This window comes from Sphingobacterium sp. lm-10 (assembly GCF_023554555.1).
Lineage (GTDB): Bacteria > Bacteroidota > Bacteroidia > Sphingobacteriales > Sphingobacteriaceae > Sphingobacterium.
In genome coordinates this window covers 1,918,760-1,944,575 of record NZ_JAMJWC010000001.1, presented here as the reverse complement: position 1 = coordinate 1,944,575, position 25,816 = coordinate 1,918,760, and the positions used below count along the sequence as shown (strand labels likewise).

The window sequence follows — 25,816 nt, the reverse complement described above, 5'->3', positions numbered from 1 at the left end:
CTAACAAACGGGTTAGTTGTTCCAAAGTTAACCATAAAAAAGACAAACAGTAAAAGGTAATTCTTAAATTCGAACCATATCTTGATAGATGAATATTTTTAGATCGTTGCAATACCCCAATTTCAGGCTTCATGTCATTGGACAAGCTATTTCTCTAATGGGCACATGGATGCAACGTGTAGCAATTAGTTGGATGGTGTATTCGCTGACCAACTCCGTCTTCTGGTTGGGATTCGTATCCTTTATTTCTCTCTCTCCATCACTGTTTTTGTCTCCATTCATTGGTTCTTTCATCGATAAAAGGAAGAAATATGATTTGGTCAGAAAAACGCAGTTTGGGTTGATGTTGCAGGCAGGATTACTCACGCTTTTAGTTTACCTTGGTTTGGAATCTGTATTGTTGTTATCAATTTTGGGATTCATGCAGGGCGTTATTAATGCGTTCGATGTCTTAGGGAGACAGTCTCTCATGGTCTCACTGGTCGACGATAAAAAGGATTTGCCGAATGCCATTGCCTTAAATTCCTCTATTTTTAATGCTGCCCGAATGGTTGGTCCAGCAATAGGGGGGATTTTATTGAGCACATATGGTGAATTATTTTGCTTCGGCGTAAACTTCCTGAGTTTTATTCCGGTGATTATTTGTTTGATGCTTATGCGTGTTACGGAACAGACTTTCACTTACAAAAAAGAAACGACCTGGGAAGGCCTGGTGGAGGGATTTGACTACCTTAGACGTTCGCCGCACATTGCTTCTCTCGTTATTGTACTAACATGTTCTAGTCTTCTGGTGATTCCTTATACCTCGCTGTTGCCTGCGGTAGCGCGTGAGCTCTTTAATGGTGATGAAGCGACGTTCTCTTGGTTCGAAAGTATGGCTGGCTTAGGCGCAATGATCGGTGCTGTAAATATGGCGCGACTTAAGTCGGGGCAGAATCTTCGCTACAGAGTCATGTTTTCGGCCGGAATTATGGGGATTGCTTTGCTCTTTCTTGCCTATGCGCACTATTTGCCCTCAGCATTGTTGTTTACCGCATGTGTTGCTTTTGGTATGATGATGCAAAACTCGTCTATTAATACTTATATACAGACACATGCAATACCAGCCTATCGAGCTCGTGTGATGTCGTATTATATCATGGCTTTTCAGGGGATATTCCCCATAGGAAGTTTACTGATTGGCAGCGTGGCGCAGGCAGCGGGTTTGAAAAATACGTTATATATTATGGGAACCTGTGGAGTTTTGATATCGCTCGGATTTTATCTTTATTTACGTTTGCATATCAAGCGACGGTTATTCAAGCGGCATTGGCAGTCTCCGGAATAACTCTTTCTCGCGTGCTAGAAGAAGTTGCTGCCAATACATTCTAAATACGCTAGCCTCTACTCACTTTGTGCTGCTGAGGGTCGGATTGCTACTTTAGTTTTTTTATCTTTTTTAGGGATTGAAATAACTCTTTTGCGATTGTTCAATTGCAGGGTGGCTTTCCGATAATCGATGACCGCACCGTAAGTATGTAAGATATCGCCACCAAGAACACCTACCACTGGCTGTAGTCTCATTTGTCTATATGCTGCGTTGATACTGCTAAGATCTAAGACAGCAAAGTCAAAATTCTTAATGTACCAATCGCTAATATTCGCTTCCGGGATGTGTACAAAAAAACTTTGCATGTTATTAGTGCCCAACCCGGTGGAGAGTACATTGGTGCCTTGTAATGCAGCGGCATCTATGCCTGATGCTAAAAGTGTTTCTTTATCTAACACCGTCTTCGATGCACCGGTGTCGACGACCATTTTGAACGTTTTCTGGAGTAATTTAATCTCCACAAGTATATGAAAACCATCTGGCTGAAGCCGGATAATTTCCAAGGGAATCTTAGTCATCTAATGGGAGTTAAGCCAATCTATAAATGATAGCCATGCGTATTTGTATGAAAGTAGGGACGGGCTAAGAAAACTTAAATAATGCCCTCATCTACCAATACTTTATTCATTGCGCGTACCGCATCAGCACTTTTTGTAAATAGTTCTTCTTCTTCGGGAGCCAAGTCGAGTGGAATAATACGATCCCATCCTTTGTTATTGATGATTACGGGTACACCAAGCGTAATATCTTGCTGTCCAAATTCGCCGTCCAAATATACGGACGCGGTAAACAACTTGCCTTGATTGCGCACTATACTCTCTACCATAGCAGCCGCAGCTGCGCCAGGAGCATACCAAGCAGATGTGCCAATTAAACTCGTAAGCGTAGCGCCTCCGACCATTGTTTTTTGTACGATATCTGCTTCTTCCTCTTCGGATAGGAAATCAGACACCTTCACGCTATTCCAGGTAGCGTGTTTGATTAATGGAATCATGGTGGCATCGCCATGTCCACCGATCACAATGGCATTAAGATCTGTAGCAGCAGCATTTAATTTTTCACTGATTTGGTATCTAAACCGGGCTGAATCCAATGCACCTCCCATCCCAATAATTCTATTTTTCGGAAGTCCGCTGGATTTAAGCGCGAGATAAGTCATGGTATCCATTGGGTTGGAAACGATCAGAATGATGATATCTGGAGAATGTTTTACCAGATTCTCTACTACTGTCTTAACGATATTGGCATTGGTACCGATCAATTCCTCCCGAGTCATGCCCGGCTTGCGAGGGATGCCAGAAGTAATTACGGCTACGGTAGAACCAGCCGTAGCGAGGTAATCGTTAGTGACGCCTTTGATTTTAGATTCGAAGCCAAGTAGGGCTGCCGTTTGTGACATATCCTGTGCCTTGCCTTCGGCAAAACCCTCTTTAATATCTAACAAAACAAGCTCTTCGGCAATATTTCTTCGGATAATGTTATCGGCAGTCGTTGCGCCAACAGCGCCTGCACCAACTACAGTTACTTTCATGACTTAGTGGATTAGTGATTCACTTAAAGATACATAAAATACACCAGACTTCCCGATATTCTTAGAATGGATATCCGATAGCCAGATTAAATACAAGGTTGCGACGTCTCCATTCGCGATCACCAAAATCGATCTGGTTAAACACCCAACCGCTATTCGACTGTACGTATGGCTGGCGAAATGGAATAGCCAAATCCGTACGAATGACCAGAAAATCAATATCGACCCGTAAACCCAAACCACCACCAACAGCTAGCTGTTCGTAGAAGCGATTGGTCAGCTCCGCACCAGGTCTGGTTTCATCTCGGCGTTGTAACCAAATATTACCAGCGTCCACAAAAGCGGCCCAATTGAAGATTCCAGAAATTGGAGCGCGATACTCGGCGTTGAGTTCCAATTTGAAATCACCGGTTTGATCGGCAAAAAAATCATCAGGTACATAGTCTGCTGCATTGACCAATCCTGGTCCGACAGAGCGTGCACGGAAAGCGCGCATACCATTCGGGCCGCCTGAGAAAAATTGTTTAAGGTAAGGCAATTGGATAGAGTTTCCATAAGAATGACTCACTCCGATCATCGCGCGTGTCACGAAAGTGGATTTTGGCGTTATTTTCCAATAATGTCTGAAATCAGCTTCACCACGAAGAAACTGCGCATAACGTGTACCAAATAAATAATCTGGATTATCAGCTGACGCATTCGCACCTTGTATCAATCCAAGCACATTGCCTGAAGTGTTTAATGCACTTCGCACAAAATACGTGTGGGTACGATCCTCCATGCTGTTTTGGAAGGTATACACATAGTTAGGACCAAAGGAGAACTGGGGCTCTATGATATGTAGCAAGGAAGGAAATGTTACGGCTTGATTCCGGTATTGTTCCGTCACATTTCGGGGTTGGGCGTAGATAATCTCCGCTACCGTCAAGTCATGAACTTTACGCTCATTTTCCTTCCAGGAATAACCGAAGTTAAAAGTCAGGGAGTTTAAGCTATAAAACGCGCGACGATCCAAAAACTCGTAGCGTAAACTAGCAAAGGTACGTGGAATATACCTCCGGGAGGGTGCCCATTTATAAGGAGAGAGCAAGCGTGGCCAGCTGATAGCCGCTTCGGCACCATAGCGAATAAAATTAGAGTTCAAAGCTGCACCACCTACCTGCGTTTCAAAGCCAGCAAAAGTGGTTAAAGTTAGTGTCTCGAAGCCTTTAAAAGCGTTTTTTAAACTCCAGTTTACACTTCCTTCGATACCATTGTACACCGTTGCCGTCTTACCGATGAGCTCAGTACGCAACGCCCTTGGCTTCATAGGCGTCAGGTAATAATAGACATCCATCGTGTTGGCCGAATCCGGACTATCTACAAAGTCATTCTTTACAAATTGGAAAGTATTCATATTGACCAGGTGGTTGATGGTCATGTTGTGATCCTCGCGGTTATATGTCTTGCCACGATGGAAGAACAAGTGGTTTGCCAAAACCTTGTTCCTAAATTTGTTTTCCGGGTCATAGATGTAATATTCGCCCTGATAGGCTTCCGTACCGGGAGGAATCTCGCGGGTATAGCCATCTGCCGTCTGTCGGTAATCTGGGAATACCACAATTTTTCCGATACGCTGAGGCTGTTTCGCGCGTTCTGCCGTCTCCGGCTTTACGGTCATAAACATGTCTACCTGATGCTGCCCTACAGTGCTATCCACATCCAGCAACATATTGTCTGCATTGAAATAGTAGTAGCCTTTGTTTTTCATGGCTACATCGATGCGTTCCCGCTCGTTAATCACCACATCTAGGTTGTAGTTATTACCGCGGCGCAGTAGCGTAGCGTCCTTGGTGCTAGCCATATCCTGGCCCCATTGTTTTGTAGAATCTACCTCATAGGAAACTTCTCTGATTTTGTAGCCCGGGCCAGGAAATGCATCGAATTGCACTGTGGCTTTCTTACCATCAATCAATGTGTCGGAAGTAACTTGCGCCTGAAAAAAACCGAGGTTCTCCAAGCGATTTCGCAACAGATTCTCATTGTATTCGTAATTCACCTCACTCAACAGTACCGGGGCTTTACCCTGGCGCTTGATGAAACGTTTGATAAATCCGACCGTCGTATCCGGTCCACCACCCATATTCCAAAGCGCTACCTTTAATTTAGAGGTGGGCTCTGGGCGTACAAAACTTTGCAGGCGACTTTCAAATAATTCTTTCCGATCTTTATCTAGGGTGTCATTTTGAATATTGACCGTAGCCTCTTCAAAAAGGTGTTCTCCGTCGGCAATATGCTTAGTGGCGTTACAGCCCACTACCAGAAGCAGTGACGCGGTAGCTATTAAAAGGTGATTATTTTTCATTAGACTCCCTTTCTTCTTCCTCATTTCTTATGGCTGTATTTTCTTTTCTTTTTACGGTATCTTGTTTGCTGCGTGGTCGTGCACCAAAATTGGTTACGCCATTGTTGCTTACACTATCACGTGTTTCCGCAGGTCTGCGTGATGACATGTTGTAGCGACGGTCTCTGTTCAGTCGAAGTTCCAGACTATCTTGAATAATCGTTCGTACACTATCTCGGTATACGGAATCGGTCTCCACTCGATCCACGTCAAACCGTCTACGGAAATTCGCATTATTCGTGTTGTAGTAGTTGTCTATCGACCTGGCACTCATAAATATCTCGCGGAACTTATCGTACGTCATATTGGCCACGATACCGATTCCCGTTTCAATAAACTGCCCCTGCAACGTAGGCTGATATTGGTTATTTCGGAATACTCGGCCAATATAGCGACCGTCTTGGGATAAGCGGTATTCCAGAGACACATCGCCCGCTATGTTAGATGTTTTTTCCCCTGGTCTAGCATTGCCCTCCACTTCAAAATTGGATCCTACAGTAACCTTAAGCCGATCATCAAATAGCGTCCTGGATAGACCAACGTTCAAGTCGGTACGGTTCTGCGCACTTCCGGTAAGGAAGTCCTGTTCAGATTGCAAGTTAAAGTCGATGTCTACGCCGCGAATCAGATCGGAGGTCAGGTTATTCAACTGCCCTGTAAGGAAGTTACTCAGCGTGCTGCGAGCCATGCCCTCTACACCGCCACCACCAGACAAACTTTCAAAAGGATTTGCCGACATAAAGCGACCAAGCGCGATCAAAGAAAATACTTGTTTGTTCAATTCTGCTGGATCATTTCGCATATTCGCTAGTGCGATATTTACGTTGTTCGTTACATCCTGAGGCACCATGGTGCTATTGTCGTCCAATTGTATATCAAAACTCAGGTCAGGAGTAAATAACGCACCTGATAACTTCAACAAGACATTAAAAGGAATACGCTGTCTATACAAATTTTGAGCCTGTTGGTCTACTTGGCCCTGAACCAGTTCCAAGGTTGGGAATCGATTGGTGTATACCGCCGTTATGTTCATATTAGCGTCTAACGGATCGCCGCCCCAAGTGATTACGCTTCCTTTCTGGAAGGTAAAACGACGGGACAACGGACCTAAAGGAACCGTGTATTCACCCTTTTCTATCGTGTAGGTACCCGACATAGTGATCTTTTCGCTGGCATCAATTCCGGCGGTCAATTCGGCTATACCTTGAATATGCAACTCATCCTGAGTACCCGGATCAAGCACAACGGTAAAACGTGCTTCAGGATCAGTTTGTAATTTCAAACTGATATCCATACCAGTAAGTGCAGCAGGTGCAGTTGTGATGGAATCCAGCTGGGCAAATATATTTCTGGCTGATGTGTCACTTCGATTAACGAATTTTACGACACCCTCGCGATCTGCTACACCTGGATTTTCATTAGGTACTACGAAGTAGAAGTCTGTATTGTCGTTCACACGGATATTACCGTCTACACGTGGGCTGTTCATATCACCCCTTACCTGTAGATTCGTTGTAAGATACATTTTTCCATAAAATAGGTCATTATCTTCCATAGAAGAGTTCATCGCTTCAAAATCGTTCATCGCCAAGTTCAGATTAAACCCAAAGTCGCTGTAGTCGGTCGTGAGCACGCGGCCATCAATACGCGCAGTATTGTTTCTGGCGTCACGTATTTCAAACTGCCGGAATTGGATGCCCTGATTATTAAACGATATAGTTTGGTTGTTAATAAACATTTTGGAATTTAACATCGCCACATTCATCTGGCTGTTGTTAAAAGTGATCCCGCCGGTAATTCTAGGCGCTGCTGTAGTGCCCGCGATATCTATTTTTCCAGTGATTGTACCTTCAGTATTTTTTAGGTTACCCAAACTAAATGCTTCCAATGTTTTCATCATCATGGGCTTTAGTTCAAGTGATGCGTTGATCTGCGCATCACCCTCAGGAGGGGAGATGAAGGTCCCCAATAGTTGTACCTCATTACCATTACCGGTGATGGCGATATCGGCAGCGAATGTATTCTGCTGCTCGTTGTTAACTTTGATGCTGATATCTCCCACTTGTTGCTTCGCAAAAGCAAACTCATTGATCATTAAATCGGAAACGAATACCGGGCTGCTTTCCAAGCGTGAGATCGTAGCGGTACCGTTGATACCGCCGGCGACATCCAGATTTTCAGAATCAACCATGCGACTGATGGTTTCAATGCGGAAGTTATTGAAATTAACGGCGATAGGTGCATTAAAGGTAGAGTCTTGAGACTGTATAGAAAGTTCCTGACCTTCTTGCCGAAGGATGAAATCCCGGACTAATACCCCCGTATCACCAAAAGCGATTTGGTTGTTTGGCATCACGTTCCAAGTATCATAGTTTAGCATAAGACCATCTTCCATCAGGCTGAATAGGAAGTTGTTATTATCTGCATTCATCTTTGCGCCGAGATGATACTGAGGTTTGCTTTCTTTATCCCGAATCCACAGGCCGAAGTTGACATTGTTTTCAATGACATCACCACTAATGATGGTGTTGATCAATTCTATGTCACCCACTGCTATACGGTTTATCAGGGTGTTATAATAAAGTGTGCTATCGACTGTAATAATATCGGCACCCACATTTTCTACCTCTGTACCTGCATATATCAATTTTGGAGCAAGAATTTTAGCGATCAATGTTTTCGTTTCGCTGTCGAAAGTTCCATCTAGCGTAACGTCGCGCATCTCTTCCAAATCAGGCACCAATTCACGGATAATGCGAGAATGGTTGACACGCGCACTAAATTCGAAGCGCTGCGGTGAATAAGAAGTGGTGTCTGTAACATTAGTTGGGTTGTAATAAACGCGGATGATATCTTGGATAGATGTGCCTAGCTCCGATAGTCGGTAATTACCCACCAAATGCGCACTGAGAAATTCCGAATTAAAAAGGATCTTATTGCGGTCTTCGGTTGTAACTGCGGTTAAAGCAAGTGTGTCCAGGTAATAACGGTCGTCGTTATGCGCAATATTAGAATTCAATACTTTTAGTGACCCATTTAGATAGTCGATATCCAATGTCTCAAAATCGGCTACTATACGCCCATGATAGCGGAAATCATCATCCATTAACTTCAAGTTTTGTAGATTGACGCTATCCACCATCAGCGTTGCCGTTAGGCGAGGATAGGTACCGTGCATGTTCGCATCCAGGTCTAAGTCGAAGCGTACATTGGGATCCGGACTATTGATGTTTCCGCGAATGTCACCACGGTTGGCCTCTAAGTCGAGGGTAATATCTCGGTAAGAGTAGCCCATCGCATCAGCCCGATTAACGGTACCTTGTACCTGTGCTAACATGGTCTTTGGATCCAGTCCTGTACCTTTTATATGTGCTTCCGCGGCGATAATGCCTAATACAGAATCCTGCTTAAGAATTTGCCCGATGTTCAGGTCATTGATGGCTACGCGCAAGTCGTATGTCGTATCGCGCGCCATGCGCATGTTACCATTTACACTAGCATTACCCTGTTCAGTAACTAGTTTTAAGTTCGTGGCAAAAGCCGTCATGCCACCTTTAAATTTACCAGCTAAGCTAATAGAATTCGGTAGCTGTATACTATCAGGCAACATAGAAGGAGCCACTAGGCGCTCAATATCTCTACGTCCGGTAGTAAACTTACGAAGGTCTAAGTCTACATATAGTTTCTCCATGTCGGGTAGGCCTTTAATGTGTGCCTTCGCCAACATATGTGTGTTGTCTAGTGTTTTAAATTCAAAGTTTGGAATATGCAAGTCGTTCACGCGGCCATACACCCGCCCATCGATATAAAATTTTTTGTTTAGCAACGGACGCATGGATTCTTCTTTCTCTAAATCAGGAGCCAAGAAACGCAGGTCTGACATATCGATATGGCTCTTTTTAATGTTCGCCTCAATCTGTACGGAATTTAAGTCATTCGATAATGCATCCAAAGATGGGTAGCTCACCTTCACGTAGTCTCTGATCAGACTCTTAGAGGTTTCCACATACAGATTTTCTATCAATGCACCTGTATTATGATAAGCAAAGTTGGCCGTTACTTTTTTCAATAAAAAACCAGAATGATCTTTTACAGTTAGGTTTTTAAGAGAGCCGGAAATCGAGTCTGCCGAGTAATAGAGATCCTGCAAATCAGTTTCGAAGTCAGAAAGGCGCATGTTGAAAAAATCCAGCCCTTTAGTACGAGGTTGGTTTTCATCTTTAAACCAGAAGTTTGTTTTCTCTACATTTAGTTTGCCTAGGGTTACTATCCATTTCATCGGTTCCGCCTCTGTTGTGGTGGTGTCCGATGTTGTAGGTTTTGACGAGACGGCTGGTTGAGCGGTCTTCCCAAATAAAACATAGGAGTCGGATTCCTCTAAGGTCACATCCTTAATGCGCACCACTTCCTTATTTAAATCCATCTCCTCGATGTTCGCGATGAATTTACGTAAGTCAAATTTGGTATCCATACCGGCGGCTTCATCATCATATTTGATATGAATGTTGCTCAGGTTAATCGTATTTATAGCCAACGCAGGCATTGCAGAACTGGCAGAAGTATCCGCGGTAGTAACGCCAAAATCGCTGGCATTCGGGGCATCACTGCTATTAGCTACAGCCCACTGTCGAATATTGGCTTGCACGCCATCCAGATTTATGGTAGGAAGCTCAAAGGCCATGTCGCCAGATAAATCAAATTTCTTAATGCGTGTGCTGAAATGTTGTAGATTTAACTCCGCTGCGGTACCAATAACTTGGTCGTCGTATACGAAGCGGATACGCTCGAACAAAACCTTATCTAGATCAAAAACCATCGTTGATTCAGATTCTTCTTGTTTAGGTTGTGTTTCTGGAGATGCAAAAGCATTAACAATATAATCAAAGTTAAAGGTACTATCTGGAAGGGTTCTATTAATTTTCGCAGTTACACCTTTTATCTCCAACTCTTGCAACTCCACGGTGTTATCCAATAGCCGCCACATGTTGATGTCTACTAAAATACTTTCTCCGGATAAAAGCGTGTCTCTGGACTGGTCTTCCAGATAAATATTTTCTAATACAAGTTTCTTTGGGAAAGCAATGTTAATGTAGCCTATGCGAACTGGGGTGCCAATTTTACCTTCTACGTAATTGGTGACTTTGCCCACCACGAAATTCTGCACCGAAGGGATGCGAATCAGGACAATAATCAATAGAAGCAAAAAGATGACAGAACCAATGATCCATAGGAGAGTCTTTAGTGCGATTTTTCCGAACCTATTCAAAATATGAGTGTATATGTGTTAAATACTATCTATGCGTGTTAATACTAAACTGAAAACACGTTGCTATATATTATGTTTGTTGCAAAGTTAGAAAGTTGAGCTTCAAACGCATATATTTCGCGAGAAAGATACGATATTAATAATTGCAGCATTATTTTTGTTAAGACTTTTACAGTGCACAAAAAACGTTCCTTTCTGCTTTTATAGGCTGATTTTTTTGTTAACCCCACAAATTAATTTATGAAAATCTTGATTATAGAGGATGAATTAGACCTTCAACAGGTGATGGTGGATTTCTTATCAAAGGAGGGATATCTAACGGAGGTTGCAGATCGCTTTGAGATTGGTCGGGAAAAGATTTCTTTGTACCAATATGGCTGTATATTGCTCGATATCGCGATGCCCGGTGGAAATGGGATGCAATTGTTGCAATTACTTCGGGAGCAAGGAGACACTACACCTGTTATTATTATATCTGCAAAAGGAGCGATTGATGATCGAGTGGAAGGGCTTAATCTTGGCGCAGATGATTATTTGCCAAAGCCATTTCATTTGGCGGAGTTACATGCAAGGGTTAAGTCGGCTATTCGACGACATCATCAACATGTGGATAACCGTATTATGTATAAAAATGTAGTGTTGGTACCAGATGATCGTAAGGTGCTAATTAATGAAGAAGAGGTGCAACTCAATCGCAAAGAATTTGACGTATTTTACTATTTCATCATCCGCCCGGAAAAGCTCGTGCAAAAGGCTCTATTAGCGGAGTCCATTTGGGGGGATGCGGTAGATCAGGTGGACAATCTAGATTTTATTTATTCGCAAATAAAGAATCTACGAAAAAAATTGCGCGACCATGGAGCGTTGGTAGATATTCAAGCAGTCTATGGTGTAGGCTACAAGTTAGTGTAGGTAGACATGGGCAAGGCAGTCTCTTTAAAACAATATACAATGCGACACCTCGTTGTCGCGATATTTGCTATCATGACGGTTTGGGCACTTCTTTTCTATGCCTATATTTTAGATGAAGTGTACGATAATGTGGATGATGGACTGCGTGATCACAAAATTACGATCCTTCGTGCTGCATATGAAGATACTACACTGCTTACTCTGTCTGATTATGGCGTGAACCAGTTTAGAATTACGCCCGCAGACCATGTGGCATTTAACGAGCGAAATACATTTTCGAATCAGTTTTTCTATATGCCTTTTGACGATGAAGAAGAGCCTTATCGTGTACTTACTACTATGTTTTTTGGTCCCGACAAGCGATCCTATCAATTGGAGATAAGGGCATCTACCGTTGAGCGAGATGATTTAATAATAGATCTGTCCACAGCTCTGCTGGTGCTCTATATAGCTATGGTGTTGAGTATATACCTTCTCAAAAAGTATATTCTTACCAGAGCATGGCGGCCATTTAAGAAGATATTGGATGACTTGGATGCCTATAATGTAGGCCGTACCACTACACTGGCGCCAGTCGAGACAGATGTGTTCGAGTTCCACCAGCTGCACCAGCATATTGGGTCTATGGTCGAGCGGAATGCGGCTGTATTTGCCGATCAAAAGCTGTTTATTGAAAATGCTTCTCATGAATTGCAAACTCCCTTGGCCATTACTATTAATAAAATCGATATGATTATGGAGGATAATGAAACGCCTCCACCAATACTGGTTAAACTAGCTGAGGCGAAAAAATCCTTACAGAGACTTATCGATTTGAACCGATCGTTGCTATTCTTGTCCCGTATCGAAAATAGGCAGTTTTTGCAAAATGAGGAAGTAGATCTCCATAAATTGACGCAGGAATTGGTAGAGAATTTTAATGACATTGCAGCGCACAAAAACATCAGCATAGAGGTTCAATCGAAGGCACTACTTCTGGTGAAAGGGAACCGCACATTATTAACAATGGCGTTGTCCAACTTGATTCGAAATGCTATTCGTTACACAGAGCCAGCGGGGAGTATCTATATCATGATTTCCGCGAACTGTTGGGAAATACGGAATAGCAGTACAGCGGGAGCCCTGCCTGACAATTACATTTTCAACCGGTTTTATAAGGGTTCGGATAGCATTCAATCCAACGGATTAGGCTTGTCTCTCGTGAAATCAATCCTCCAGATGACACCTGGAGGAAATATTCAGTATACATTCGATCAAAAGTTTCATATTTTTTCTGTTATTTTCAAAAATTCCTAAATCTTTCCTAAATAGGTTTCGAGTTTTGTTGTAAGTTAAATGAATTAGCAAGGCAATGAGACCACAGGTGCGCTATTTGATGATCTGCTTTGTATCGACCTGCTACACTAGTATGGTTTGTGGACAAAGCAAAAGTATTTCGGTCCGTGACTTGCCTCAAAAGGCGAAGCACTTTCTTCAAGTTTATTATTCTCGCACAGGTGTAGCATCGATTAGCTCGGATGTCGAGTCGTGGTTTAGAAGCGATGCGTACCATGTTCTGCTACAAGATGGAAAAAGAATAGAATTTGACGAACAAGGAAATTGGCGAGAAGTCGATGGCCACCGAAAACCTTTGCCGATAGCGCTCGTCCCGGAGCAAGTGCTTACCTATCTTGCGCGCAGCTTTCCAAAAACTGATGTGGTTAGGATGAGGCGAAAAGCAGAAAAATACCTGGTTGCGATATCAAATGGTTTGGAACTTGAATTTAACAAAAAAGGAGAATTTATAAAAATCAATCAACAATAACTCTACACTACAACAATGAAAAATGTTATCTTAAACACCCTGGTTCTAATTACAATGGCTGTCGCTACCATGTCTTGCGACAAAGAGGAAACCATTCAGTCCGATGAGTTGCCGGTAGCAGCTAATGCCTTTCTCACCACTCATTTCACAGATGTTCGCATTTCTAATGTAAAAAAAGAAAGAGAAGGTCTTTCTGGTCGTGAGTATACGGTATACCTAAGTAACGGAACCGAGGTTGTTTTTGATAAAGATGGAAACTGGACAGATGTTGATGGCCCTAGAAATGAGCCTATCCCATACAGCTTTATTCCAGCACCTATCATTGCCTATGTCGCAGAAAACTATCCAAGTGAAAAGATTACGAGTATTGAAAAAGATCGGAACGAAATCGATGTGGAACTAACGAATGGTTTCGATCTGGTCTTCGATTCCAATGGCGCATTCAAGCGTATGGACTAAAGTGCATCGGAGCTCTTTGTTTGAGAAACAGAGAATTTTTAGTAATGCCAAAACCTTGACTGTTTAGTTAAGGTTTTTTTGTGTTTAGGTGGATAGTAGCTAACCTTATCAGGTCTTATTGATTTGTAAAGTAAAAAAGTCTTCGACAGATTTTAAGTACGCCAAAAGAGGGTAGAACCCTTGACCGACGGTTTGTGAAACATATAAAATAAAGTTTTTAAAAAGCCTTATTGCTGTCTTTTAAGGCTTTTAGACTCCGTCCAGTGCTTCCGTTCGAACCCTCACAACACAAAAAATCCCTCATCATGTGATGAAGGATTCTTTGTGCGGAGAGTGAGGGATTCGAACCCCCGGACCTGTGACAGTCAACAGTTTTCAAGACTGCCGCATTCGACCACTCTGCCAACTCTCCGCGACAAAAGTAGAAATTCTGGACAGATTCGCAAAATTTAATTTTAAAATATATTAGTACATAAATAGGCTATTAGGTCACAAATAAAATAATGCGCTGGATAGCAGTGTAATACAATTTATTGCATAGCTCAAAATAATTTTATTGCACGATAAATTACGTCTATCGTGACTTAGAGGAGCCTTAGCGTAGATCATTTGCTATAAAAATTGATAAAATAATTTGGCAATACTACGGCAATTAGCTACTTTTGCTGCACTGTAAAACGCGCCAATAGCTCAGTTGGATAGAGCAACGGTTTTCTAAACCGTCGGTCAGGGGTTCGAATCCCTTTTGGCGTACAAAAAGCCGTCGACAGATCTGTCGACGGCTTTTTTTGTTTCGCAAATTCATATAAGGACACTCAATTGATCGAATAGGTATTCATAAGTTTAGGGATGTGCGTGGGTGAGTGCGAATAAATCGACCCTTTAGGCTCGGCAATCCTATACATATTGCAAGAATCAAAAAAAGAAGATATATTCGATTTTTACAAATCCCCGATGAGCGCCACAACAATTAAGGAATTCTACCAGCATATTCTCGGCGAGGCCTGCCCAGAAGTGACCAGCTTCCTGACGGAGCGTGTAGGTAAGGATATCGGCAACTTCAATGTGTTCGATATTTCAGAGCTGTACCGAATGAATAAGCAAGGGCCAAAAATGCCATACAATAGGAGGTCTTACTACAAAGTCAGTCTTATTCACGGCAAAAACAAAGTCGAGTATGCCGACAAAACATTAGAAATCAAAACGTGTGCAATACTCTTCGCATCGCCAAAAGTACCCTACCATTATCTCCCATTGGATACCGATCAACGCGGCTATTTCTGTGTGTTCACAACAGATTTTATTTCCAAGTCCACCATCGGGATGGATATCGATCAGTTGCCGATCTTTTCCTCCGAAAGTGATTTCGTGTTTCAGATTTCAAATGACGAATACCGCGTTGCTGAAGAAGTTTTTATCAAGATGAGGCGCGAAATGTCTTCAGATTATACCTACAAATATGATTTGCTACGCAATCTCTTGATGGAGTTGGTGCATTTTGGACAGAAGCTGAGGCCTATTCCAACATTAGATACCACCAAGACTGCTGCCAGCAGGACTACTGCATTATTTATTGAGTTGCTAGAAGCACAATTTCCATTGGACAACCTTAGCCAATCGCTGCAAATGAAGGTTCCGGCCGACTATGCTAAAGTGCTAGGTGTACATGTCAATCACCTCAATCGGGTTTTGAAGGAAACTACTGGAAGGACAACGGGTGAAATCATTCGTGGCCGAATTTTTCAAGAAGCAAAGATACTCCTCAACCAAACCCATTGGAATGTTTCAGAAATCGCTTTCGCCCTCGGTTTTGATGAATTGTCCTCGTTTTCCCACTTCTTTAAGAAGTTTTCTGGGCAATCTCCAAATGGATACCGATTGTTGCCTGTTGTTTGATTACTACAAACTTCGGTTTGATATAGACAAACTCATTATCTTGTTTATTGCTGAATTTTGTACTATAAATTAATAGACGATATGATAAACGAACAGCAAAAAATAGCATTGGTAACTGGGGGTAGTCGCGGGCTTGGAAAAGATACCGCACTGAGATTAGCGGAAAAAGGCTTCCATGTTATCCTTACCTATCACTCACAGCAAGAGTTTGCAGATCAAGTAGTGAAGGAAATAGAGAAATTAGGAACAAAAGCATTCGCTCTTAAATTGGACCTTTCGAATACTAAAGATTTTGATCACTTTGTGATCAAAGTACAAGGGCTTCTTGATACGGAATTCGGCGCTGCGAAATTAGATGCTTTGGTCAACAATGCAGGAGTGGGTATCAATGTGCCTTTTGCAAGTACCACAGAGGAAGAGCTAGATGCAATGACTAATATACATTTCAAAGGCCCCTATTTTTTAACTCAAAAACTACTGCCGTTATTAAAAGATGGAAGTAGCGTAGTGAATACCTCTTCCGGTCTAGCGCGCTTCTCATTCCCCGGCTACTCGGCCTATGGCGCTATGAAAGCAGCCGTCGATTCGCTTTCTCGGTACCAAGCTTTGGAGTTGGGAAGCAGGAAAATCCGGGTAAATTCCGTGGCACCCGGAGCGATAGCCACCGACTTTGGTGGAGGGGCCACACGGGATAATGCAGACTTTGGTAAGTTTCTGTCTTCCGAAACCGCCTTGGGTAGAGTCGGAATGCCGGATGATATAGGTAGTGTGGTAGCTTTTCTTTGCTCTGAAGAATCTAAGTGGATTAACGCACAGCGTATCGAAGTATCCGGCGGTTTTAAGATTTAGATCGTAGGATCAGCACGAGAGCTTGTCTTACCACATGTGTCTGATAAGCTCTCCTGATAGATATGTTACCTTATTTTCCAGGTACTTTTACTCTTTAGCGAACCAATTGTCTATATCAGTGAAATTTCAATGTACTAACCGTTTATAGAGGATTTTTTTGGTAGAGTAGGTATGTTTACCCCAATTTTATAAAATTGGGGTATTTTATTGAGAAAATACGGATACATAACGGATTCATCTGATTAGATGTTTTGTAGCTTTATGAGAATTCCATAGCACAATTCAAACAATCCTCCCGGCTCCGGACGTATCGACCAAACCGCTAGAATGATCAATTCTGGTAGTACAAATATGATCATGTTAAAAGTAGCAAATTCTTCTGAATGAATCTTTTCCAGAAAGTGAAAAAACTATTGGAACGAACACCATAATAAAACTATGATTGATGAGATAAATGCACTACCTACTTTGGATATTCAAAATCAACCCTACAAATCCTGAAAAGGATTACTACTACATGGTGTAAAGCTGGAAAAGGATTACGCAAAAAGTCAAGCAAAAATCCTTACCGAACGAAAGAACATATCGTATTAACAGTCCCCAAATAAGTAAAAACTTTTCATTACTAGGTAATTAACAGGTCCAGTCAATGAAGGTTATTGGCTAGCATATGCTTTTCTTTAGATTGCCAACATTCCGAATTTATCAACTTGAGGAAATATCTAACCAAATAAGTGCAAATATTATTATAGGTAATACATTTTTCAGAACTCAAAATGGTTCTTTTATAATTTGCTCTTTATACCTGTTTTTAAACCATTAGTTTGTATTCTTTCCTATTTACTTGGATATATGTTTATTCGAAATATTATAGAGTTTATTTTGATTCTTGTCCGTCATCCTAGAGACGGAACGCTTTCCTCTGCAAAGAAAATGAATAAATTTCTCAAGTCTAGTTAATTTTTAGATTCGTTTTTCTGGCGTATAGCGCAATTTTCTTTATAAAAATTTTAAGAAGATGTCGTTATTTTAAAAATATGTTATTATCTTGCTGTCAGAAATTATTAACAAACCAAATCTTATTAGCGTGTAGCTTTTGCTGCACAACCTTTATTATATACCATGGCAAAATATCTAAGCCAAATAATGAGGTGTCTTTCGATTGACCGAGGACATTCTATTGCGGAGCTGTCTCAATTGATCAACAAAAGTATTCCCAATGTTACAGGGGAAATCAACTGTTTGATGAATTCAGGGTTAGTTATAGAACAAGGATTAGCTCCGTCTACTGGTGGAAGAAGGGCGCAACGCTTTGCAATGAACGTAGCACAACTACCTTATGTATTTTCTATTGCTATTGACCAATATTATACTTCTTTTGCATTATTAGATATTTCAGGCCATCTGGTAGGTACGATCCACAATCAGTATAATCCACTAAAAGATACAGAATCTGCCTATGGGCAATTGCTAGAGTCTTGCCACAGAATTATGGCAAAGCATAATGATAAGCATATCTGTACCATAGGAGTATCTATGCCCGGATTCATCGATTCGCAAACAGGTACCAATAACTCTTACCCCATATCAGATTCGTTTCATAATCTTAAACAGGGATTAGAAATTGCTTTCGATATACCAGTCGTAATTGAGAATGATTCGGCCGCCATAGCCATGGCAGAAAAATCATTTGGTGAGCAGAAGTCTGCAAGAGATCTATTGGTGGTCAACTTAAATTGGGGAGTTGGCTTGGGCATCATTATAGACGGCAAGCTCTTTAAAGGCCACAGTGGTCATGCAGGTGAGTTTAGTCATATCCCACTGGCAGATACCGAATTGCTATGTTCTTGCGGAAAACGGGGCTGCTTGGAAGTTAGTGCATCGCTTAAAGTGGCTCTTGCAGCGGTAAAGCAAAGAATGGACCGGGGCGAGGCATCTTCACTGAGGGCTACCTATGATCAGAATGATGTTATTTCTATCGATGAATTCATTTATGCTGTTAACAGTGGTGACCAACTCGCGGTAGAAGAAGCACAAAAAATCGCTGGTATGCTGGGTAAGGGAATCGCTACTTTGATTCATATTATTAATCCAGAGTACATCATCATAAGTGGACGTGGTGCCAAAATGGACGCTATACTACTACCTGAAATACAAATTGCCATACAGAAATATGCTATACCGCGCATTGCCCGATTTACCAAAATAATCATTTCTACCATGGAACATCCACAACTCATCGGAACCTATGCGGTTGCTATACAGGAGTTTGATTTCTCTACCTTAACGGCTCACTCATTAGCCACAATATTACCAAATCAATAATAATTATGAATCAAATCAATCTTAGAACATGCAGCTTGCTGGTGCTTTTGGTGTTTGCCTTCGGGACACTGTTTGCACAACAGCAGCCACCCATCACCGGTACGGTGAAGGACGCGAATGGACCATTAGTTGGCGTTACGGTCATCTTGGTCGGGACAAACCGAGTAGCCCAGACAGATGGGCGTGGGAGGTTTACCATTACTGCCGCAGCAGGAGATCGTTTACGCTTCTCCAGCCTTGGCTACAATTCTGCAGAATTTCAAGTCGGTTCTGCGCCTACTATCGATATACAGCTACAAGCCGATGCTGGAAATATCGACGAAGTAGTAGTTACAGGTCTTGGTGAGCAACGCGAGCGTAGGCAGCTTGGTTACGCCATGACGCAGATTTCGGGTGACCAGATCAGACAAACCAATGCGATCAATCCTATTGCAGCATTGCAAGGTATGGTACCCGGACTGCAGGTAAACGTAGGAACAGGTGGACCGCAATCATCGCCACGGTTTCTAATTCGTGGTGCTGGCTCGTTGGATCCATTTGGAAACACACCATTGATCGTGGTAGATGGTATCATCATGGATGAAGAGGTGGTATTGCCTCACCGTGGTGGTGATCAAGATTTTGGTAACATTCTGAAAAACATCAACCCGGATGATATTGAATCTATTTCGGTACTCAACGGTGGTTCGGTTACGGCATTGTACGGTAGTCGCGCCAGTAATGGTGTGATTATGATTACGACCAAGAAAGGCTATTCACAGCGTGGCTTTGGAATTGGATTTACACATACGCAAGGTTTTGATCAACCTTATGCCACCATGGATTTTCAGGATATCTATGGTCCGGGAACAAACCCTAATGCACAATATGTGGTAGGGGCAGATGGTATTGAACAAATACCAACCACCAATTATGCCTATAGTTTTGGTAAAAAATTCGACGGCCAACCTATACGTGATGTAGATGGCCGAGTTGTACCTTTTCAAGTAAATAATCATCCATTGGATATCTACGAGACTGGTCGCTATACCAATACCAACTTGTCATTACAAGGTGGAAATGAGCGTACTACATTCCGCTTCTCCTATTCCAATGCTTATGCCAAAGGCGCGTCACCTAATAATAGATTAGATCGGAATAACTTCAATCTACGTGCAACGCAACGTCTAGGCAATGCGATTCAATTAGATGGAGGTGTTACTTATGTAAATAGTGCTGCTTTTAACCCGCAATATGGTGGAGATCGTTGGAACATGAATAACAATTTGCTCTACCGCTTATCGTTTGGTCTACCAAGACATTATGATCTATTGTACTGGAGAGATAATTATATCGATCCAATCAATGGTGGTGTAAATACAGATGATGCATCTGGTCGCTCTTCGTTGCTTTTCAATCTTTATGAACAAAAGCAGATGAACACGGAAGATAACTTTAGAGGTAACTTGAATAGCCGGATCAATTTTACGGAATGGCTTACCTTGGAAAGTAACTTTAGTGCCAACTTGTTTGCTACTAACAGGCAGATTATGAATCGTGGTTTTGAAGACCGCTTTGAGGGAGGAAACTATAGTAATTATTCTTCCAGAGTATTGCAAACACGGTATATCAACAGTTTGCGCGCTACGAGAACGTTTGGAGATTTTGATGTAATGGGACAGGCCGGTTTGGAATTGAATCATTCGTCAAGAAATGGTATAAATGCAAGAACAGATGGTATGCTAATTCCAGATGTATTCAGATTAAGCAATTCTCGTTTGCGTCCTATCGTAAATGAGGATAAACCTAATCAGCAGCGTACAGTGTCGGCTATTTTTCAGACAGCGGTCGATTACAAAAATGGATTAACGCTCAACTTATACGGACGTAATGATTGGGATTCTAGCTTGGTGTATCCAGATGGAACTGGTAACTATTCCTACTTCTACTACGGAACGGATGCGGCTTGGGTATTTTCGGATATGTTAGGCCTTACCGGAGATATTCTATCATTTGGTAAATTGCGTGCATCCTTCAATCAGGTGGGTAAAGGAACTAATGTATACAACGCGATGACAGGCTTCTACACGCCTCGCGATCCTTATACGGCGGGTATCTCTGTGTATAACTTTGACTCCAAGCGATTAGGAAATAGTGATCTTCGCCCAGAACGGAGTAGCACTTGGGAAGTGGGAACAGAAGTGAAAATGTTTAACAACCGCTTTGGTATTAATGCCACCTATTATAGTCGCGATACACGTGACCAGATCATTGACCTACCTGTATCTCGCGAAAGTGGTGTAACAAGAGCGTTGATCAATAGCGGACACATTCGTAACTACGGGGTGGAGCTTGGATTACACGGCACGCCAGTAAAAATAGGTGATTTCTCTTGGGATACTTTCTTCAACTTCACACGTAACCGCGATAAGATATTAGCATTGGCTCCTGGCGTAGATGTTCACGAGTTAGAGTCGGATGATGGTATCCGTACCATTGCTAAAGTAGGCGGATCGTATGGGACGATGGTGTCTAATTATGGTCACGCGCTTTTCCAAGCACGTGACGCTAGTGGCAATCCGATTGATCATGTGAATAATGGTAAAAATGTGATGACACTGTTAGGAACTAATACCGGAAGGTTTGTCCGCTCACAAGATTATGCATCAGGATTAGAACGCGAAAAGGTTATTGGTTCGGTCTTGCCAAGCTTTATGGGAAGTATTATCAATCGATTCAACTACAAGTCATTTTCGTTTAGTTTTATGCTAGATGCTAAATTCGGCGGTTATGTATACTCTCCAACTTACAACTACGGTATGCAGACTGGTCAAATCGCAAGTTCGCTGTATGGTAGACCGGGAACTGAAGGTAGTGTAGAATTTACGAATGCAGCCGGAAATCAAGCTTGGGGTATCATTCCTGACGGTGTTTTTGCACAAGGTACGCGTATCGGAGGTCAAGATGTAGGCGGCTTAACGTATCAGGAGACTGTCGATAAAGGTGTAACAGTGCCTGTCAGTGATGTGAACTTTTATAATTCGTCTTACGGGTGGGGTACTGGTATTCGGGAGCGTTCGGCATTTGAATCATCATGGATTATGGTGCGTGATGTATCTGTAAGCTACGATTTGCCACAAACTGTAGCAAACAGGCTTAAACTGAACAATTTGAGATTGACTGTCAATGGTCGCAACTTAGGCTTCCTATACAATTCATTGCCTGATAATTTGAATCCAGAAGATTTGAGATCTACCTCTGCGGCAGCATCTATGTTAGGTGGTGGTTCGCCGTTAATGAGAAATTTCAATTTCACTATCAACACCAATTTTTAATAACAGCGTTATGACAACATTAAAAATATTCAAGTACTTTACATTTGCGCTGGTGGCTCAAGCAACCATTATGGGGTGCAGCCGCGACAAGTTTGCAGAGTACAATACAGATCCCGATGCGGTGCTAAATCCGCCGGTAGATTATTTGTTTACCCAGGCCGTCATCATGAGTCAAGATAATGATATGGAGGCCTTTTATGATAATTATAGCTACGTCAGCAGATGGTCACGGGTCTTTTTACAGGTTACTGGAAATAGTCTGGGCGTGACGGACAATGCCGCCAACGCGAACAATCGCTACGGTAAGTTTTTTGAAGATGTAGGTCCATTATTAGAAGACGTACAACGGATGATCGATCGTATGCCGGACGACGAAAGAGCAAGAAATACGTATAAAAGAGCAATTCCTAGCGTAGTAAAAGCATGGCAAGCATGGTATGTGTCTGACGTGAACGGTAGTATTCCATATACAGAAGCGTTCCAATCGCGCTATGGCGGTACCTTACGGCCTAAGTACGAAACTCAAGATGAGCTTTTTACCATTTTTGACCGTGAGCTGAAAGAAGCGGCAACCATATTGAGCACGCCACAACCTGTAGAACAATTCAGCTACGGCAATCAGGATCTTTATTTTGGAGGGGATGCTGCCAAATGGGCAAAAGCGGCCAATTCATTGCGATTGATGATCGCTTTGCGCCTCATGAAGCGTGATCCTGCAAGATTACAAGCTATTGTGCAGGATGTGTTGAGCCACCCTGCCGGATTGATCTCAAGTAGTGAGGAAGACTGGAGTTTGAAAGCTCGAATCAACTTTACTCAAGGCGGAAACTGGAACATTACAGGTAATGGTCGTCTTTTCGTGGGCGAGTCGGGTGTAGTGGATTATATGTGGAATAATGAGGATCCAAGATTGCGTTTCTTCTTCCGGCCAAACCAGTGGAGTGAGTTGAATTTTCAACGTGCAAAAGATCAGGGTGTTATTCCAGCGACAGCGGTATTCAACCCAAGAAGGTATTACGGACAATTCTCCAATCCAGAAGCAGCAGAAGATCCAACGAAAGCACGTTTCTTTGCACCACTGCAGATCCGTGATGGCGAAAATACCATTACGCTAGATACCGTTTCGCGTATACAGGACCGCCTATTTCAACCAGAAAATGATGGTGGAACGGGTGTTGGTATCTTTCCAGTACTTACCTATGCGGACCTTTGCTTTATCAGAGCAGAAATCGCACAACGAGGATGGTCTAATGAGAATGCTGGGGAATGGTATACTAAAGGTGTCGAAGCATCACTTCGCTTTTACGATAAGCTGGCTGAATCGACACACATTGTGGATTATGTACCCTTGACAGATGCAGAAATCAATGCCTTTAAGACTAAACCGGGTATAGCTTATAATGCAGCAACGGGCTTGGAGCAAATTGTTCTGCAATCCTATTTGAATTATTATCGTAACTTCAACGAGGCATGGGCTTTAGTGAAACGGACTGGAATGCCAAATAAGACTACGGCATTGGTATTCGAAGATTGGACCAATACGGGTAGCGTTTCGCAAATGCCACGTCGTTTCAATATCGGCTTTCCGGTAACAGGAGAGTATAATTTTGATAATAAGAAAGCCGCATTGGACGAGATGATGCGCGATCCAGATTTCGGAGAGCCATCCAATATTCTTGGAAGAATCTGGTGGGATAAACAATAAATTAACTACTAGCAATAGCACCGATATACTTATCGGTGCTATTATTTTACCTATTTTAAACTTCACGCGTACATCGAATAGTATGACGATGCATAGATTTTTATATTACTTGTTACTAGCTGTTTGTTTTTCATTATTTTTCTGCGGTACCAGTTACGCTCAGAAAAATAATTTGCATCAACATCAATTGTTGGATATAAATACCAACCAAGGATACACGATTCAGACAGACGAACCGATGGTGTTGCTCTTTCTGTCTCCAGAATGTCCGCTATGTCAAGGTTATACACAGACGATCAATCAACTGCAGCGCCAATTTGGTTCAGAGGTAAAATTTATGGGGATATTTTCTGGCAAGTCGCATCGAAGTGATGATATCAAACAATTTGCTGATAAATACAAACTAGGGATACCGATGTATCTAGATCCAGATTTTAAACTAACTCAAGAAGTTGGAGCATCGGTAACTCCCTCAGCTGCATTGTATACTAAAGGCGTACTGCAGTATATTGGTGCCATTGACAATGCTGTGCCCGAGCTAGGGAAGAAGCGAGTAGTGGTGACACAATTTTATCTACAGGATGCGGTAGAAAGTGTACTGCATGGTCGCCCGATTCTGATCACTAAAACCGAAGCGAAAGGCTGCTATATACATACGCGATAATTATGATACGACTCCCTATCCTTATTTGTTGGTTGCTTGCACTATTAGGACATAGTGCGGTGTCTGCACAAACTTATGTGCAGGATGTAGCGCCTATTATACAAAGCAAATGTGCAGGATGCCATCGCGATGGGGAAGCCGCACCCTTTAATTTGTTGACGTATGAGGACGTCGCTAAACGTGCCTCATTCATTAAAGAAGTCGTTCAGTCTAGATACATGCCACCTTGGCGGGCAGATAATGATTACGTGCATTTTGATAATGATCGTACACTTTCAGAAAAAGATATTCAGACGATTGTATCTTGGGTAGATGCTGGTGTAAAAGAAGGAAAAAGAAAAGGGCGTGAAAAAAATCAAGCAATAAATCGATCAACCGACTATGGTCGTGCCGCCGATATGACATTGGTCACTGCGGATACCTTTTTAGTAAAGGGCAATAACCGCGAACGATTTGTAGAATTTAAAATCCCATTTGAATTAGACCAATCATTTGATGTGGAAGCGATAGAATTCTATTCCAATAATAAAAAACTAATTCACCATGTTAACTATGCGGTACAGGTTATTGAAGATCTTACGGTAGATATTAATGCTGCACCCGCTATGGCAAACCACACCGATGGTGAGGTGAGATATACTGATCCTTATAAAAGATTTAAGCAAAAAATGGCGTACTATGGAGGATGGATTCCAGGCGCGGCCGCGGAGGCTTATCCTCCAAAGGTAGGTTGGAAAATGCCAAAACGTGGCGTGATTCTGCTCACGGTACATTTTTCCGCTACACCGATCGATGAATTTTCGGTAAATGGCGTTCATTTATTTTTTACAGATGTTCCAGTCGAACGAGAAGTAAAGGTAGTCAGCTTTGGATCTGGTGGTATTGGGGAACTTGATATACAGCCGTCATTTTTTATGATTCCGGCAGATAAGGTAAGTCATTACACTCTGAAATTTAAAAATCCAGGGGAAGATCTGTCACTCTTATATATCTGGCCACACATGCATTACATCGGCAAATCATTTAAGGTCTATGCTACGCTAGAAAATAACGATACTATCCCGCTTGTCAATATCCCTGATTGGGACTATCGATGGCAAGAAATGTATCGCTACAAGCATTTTAAGAAAATTCCAAAAGGAGCAGTTATTCACATGGAATGTGCCTACGATAACACGGCGAACAATCCATTCAATCCATTTGTACCGCCACAAAATATATTCTCTTATTCAAATATGAAGTCCGATCAGGAAATGATGACCCTTTTAATGATTTATTTACCCTATCAGCCGAACGACGAAAAGCAACTCACTTCATTGCGGCACTTACCGTAATGATT

At 42.2% G+C, this 25,816-nt stretch carries 16 protein-coding genes and 2 tRNA genes; 13 read left to right on the top strand and 5 right to left on the bottom strand.

The window, feature by feature from the left end:
* Positions 1–88: 88 nt before the first annotated feature.
* Complete coding sequence (locus tag M8998_RS07900; RefSeq protein WP_249992030.1) at positions 89–1,327, top strand: MFS transporter; 1,239 nt, start codon at positions 89–91, stop codon at positions 1,325–1,327.
* A gap of 56 nt (positions 1,328–1,383) precedes the next feature.
* Here the strand turns inward: M8998_RS07900 and M8998_RS07895 are convergent, their stop codons facing one another.
* From M8998_RS07895 to M8998_RS07880, 4 genes are all read right to left on the bottom strand, one after another.
* Positions 1,384–1,887, bottom strand: coding sequence for a retropepsin-like aspartic protease (locus M8998_RS07895; protein ID WP_249992029.1), 504 nt, complete (start codon positions 1,885–1,887; stop codon positions 1,384–1,386).
* A gap of 74 nt (positions 1,888–1,961) precedes the next feature.
* A complete protein-coding gene (locus M8998_RS07890; protein WP_249992028.1) occupies positions 1,962–2,900 on the bottom strand; it encodes a malate dehydrogenase in 939 nt (312 codons plus the stop codon).
* A gap of 61 nt (positions 2,901–2,961) precedes the next feature.
* Positions 2,962–5,244 (bottom strand): translocation and assembly module lipoprotein TamL, encoded by a 2,283-nt coding sequence (gene tamL / locus M8998_RS07885; protein WP_249992027.1) that lies wholly within the window; start codon positions 5,242–5,244, stop codon positions 2,962–2,964.
* Positions 5,234–10,549, bottom strand: coding sequence for a translocation/assembly module TamB domain-containing protein (locus M8998_RS07880; protein ID WP_249992026.1), 5,316 nt, complete (start codon positions 10,547–10,549; stop codon positions 5,234–5,236). Before M8998_RS07880 ends, tamL begins: the two co-directional genes overlap by 11 nt.
* A gap of 240 nt (positions 10,550–10,789) precedes the next feature.
* Between M8998_RS07880 and M8998_RS07875 the strand changes: the two genes are divergently transcribed.
* The 4 genes from M8998_RS07875 to M8998_RS07860 are packed head-to-tail and all read left to right on the top strand — an operon-like array spanning position 10,790 to position 13,724.
* Complete coding sequence (locus M8998_RS07875) at positions 10,790–11,461, top strand: response regulator transcription factor (protein ID WP_249992025.1); 672 nt, start codon at positions 10,790–10,792, stop codon at positions 11,459–11,461.
* Positions 11,462–11,467: 6 nt separating this feature from the next.
* Positions 11,468–12,757, top strand: a complete 1,290-nt coding sequence (locus tag M8998_RS07870) for a sensor histidine kinase (protein ID WP_502957357.1) — start codon at positions 11,468–11,470, stop codon at positions 12,755–12,757.
* Positions 12,758–12,812: 55 nt separating this feature from the next.
* The gene (locus M8998_RS07865) at positions 12,813–13,265 is read left to right on the top strand and encodes a PepSY-like domain-containing protein (RefSeq protein WP_249992023.1); all 453 of its coding nucleotides are present in this window, start codon (positions 12,813–12,815) and stop codon (positions 13,263–13,265) included.
* Between the two features lie 15 nt (positions 13,266–13,280).
* Complete coding sequence (locus M8998_RS07860; protein ID WP_249992022.1) at positions 13,281–13,724, top strand: PepSY-like domain-containing protein; 444 nt, start codon at positions 13,281–13,283, stop codon at positions 13,722–13,724.
* Positions 13,725–14,051: 327 nt separating this feature from the next.
* On the opposite strand, the gene M8998_RS07855 is transcribed toward M8998_RS07860, so the two are convergent.
* A tRNA-Ser gene (locus M8998_RS07855) sits at positions 14,052–14,136 on the bottom strand.
* A 267-nt stretch (positions 14,137–14,403) separates the two neighbouring features.
* On the opposite strand from M8998_RS07855, the gene M8998_RS07850 reads away from it, so the two are divergent.
* From M8998_RS07850 to M8998_RS07815, 8 genes are all read left to right on the top strand, one after another.
* Positions 14,404–14,477: transfer RNA gene (locus M8998_RS07850), tRNA-Arg, on the top strand.
* 201 nt (positions 14,478–14,678) lie between these two features.
* The gene (locus M8998_RS07845) at positions 14,679–15,620 is read left to right on the top strand and encodes a helix-turn-helix domain-containing protein (protein ID WP_249992021.1); all 942 of its coding nucleotides are present in this window, start codon (positions 14,679–14,681) and stop codon (positions 15,618–15,620) included.
* A gap of 81 nt (positions 15,621–15,701) precedes the next feature.
* The gene (locus tag M8998_RS07840; RefSeq protein WP_284040181.1) at positions 15,702–16,469 is read left to right on the top strand and encodes an SDR family NAD(P)-dependent oxidoreductase; all 768 of its coding nucleotides are present in this window, start codon (positions 15,702–15,704) and stop codon (positions 16,467–16,469) included.
* A 1,146-nt stretch (positions 16,470–17,615) separates the two neighbouring features.
* The gene (locus M8998_RS07835) at positions 17,616–18,794 is read left to right on the top strand and encodes an ROK family protein (RefSeq protein WP_249992020.1); all 1,179 of its coding nucleotides are present in this window, start codon (positions 17,616–17,618) and stop codon (positions 18,792–18,794) included.
* A gap of 5 nt (positions 18,795–18,799) precedes the next feature.
* On the top strand, positions 18,800–22,108 hold the full coding sequence (locus tag M8998_RS07830) for a SusC/RagA family TonB-linked outer membrane protein (RefSeq protein WP_249992019.1): 3,309 nt from the start codon (positions 18,800–18,802) through the stop codon (positions 22,106–22,108).
* A gap of 10 nt (positions 22,109–22,118) precedes the next feature.
* The gene (locus M8998_RS07825; protein WP_249992018.1) at positions 22,119–23,813 is read left to right on the top strand and encodes a SusD/RagB family nutrient-binding outer membrane lipoprotein; all 1,695 of its coding nucleotides are present in this window, start codon (positions 22,119–22,121) and stop codon (positions 23,811–23,813) included.
* 88 nt (positions 23,814–23,901) lie between these two features.
* Positions 23,902–24,477, top strand: coding sequence for a redoxin domain-containing protein (locus M8998_RS07820; RefSeq protein ID WP_249992017.1), 576 nt, complete (start codon positions 23,902–23,904; stop codon positions 24,475–24,477).
* Between the two features lie 2 nt (positions 24,478–24,479).
* On the top strand, positions 24,480–25,811 hold the full coding sequence (locus M8998_RS07815) for a c-type cytochrome (protein WP_249992016.1): 1,332 nt from the start codon (positions 24,480–24,482) through the stop codon (positions 25,809–25,811).
* Positions 25,812–25,816: the final 5 nt, after the last annotated feature.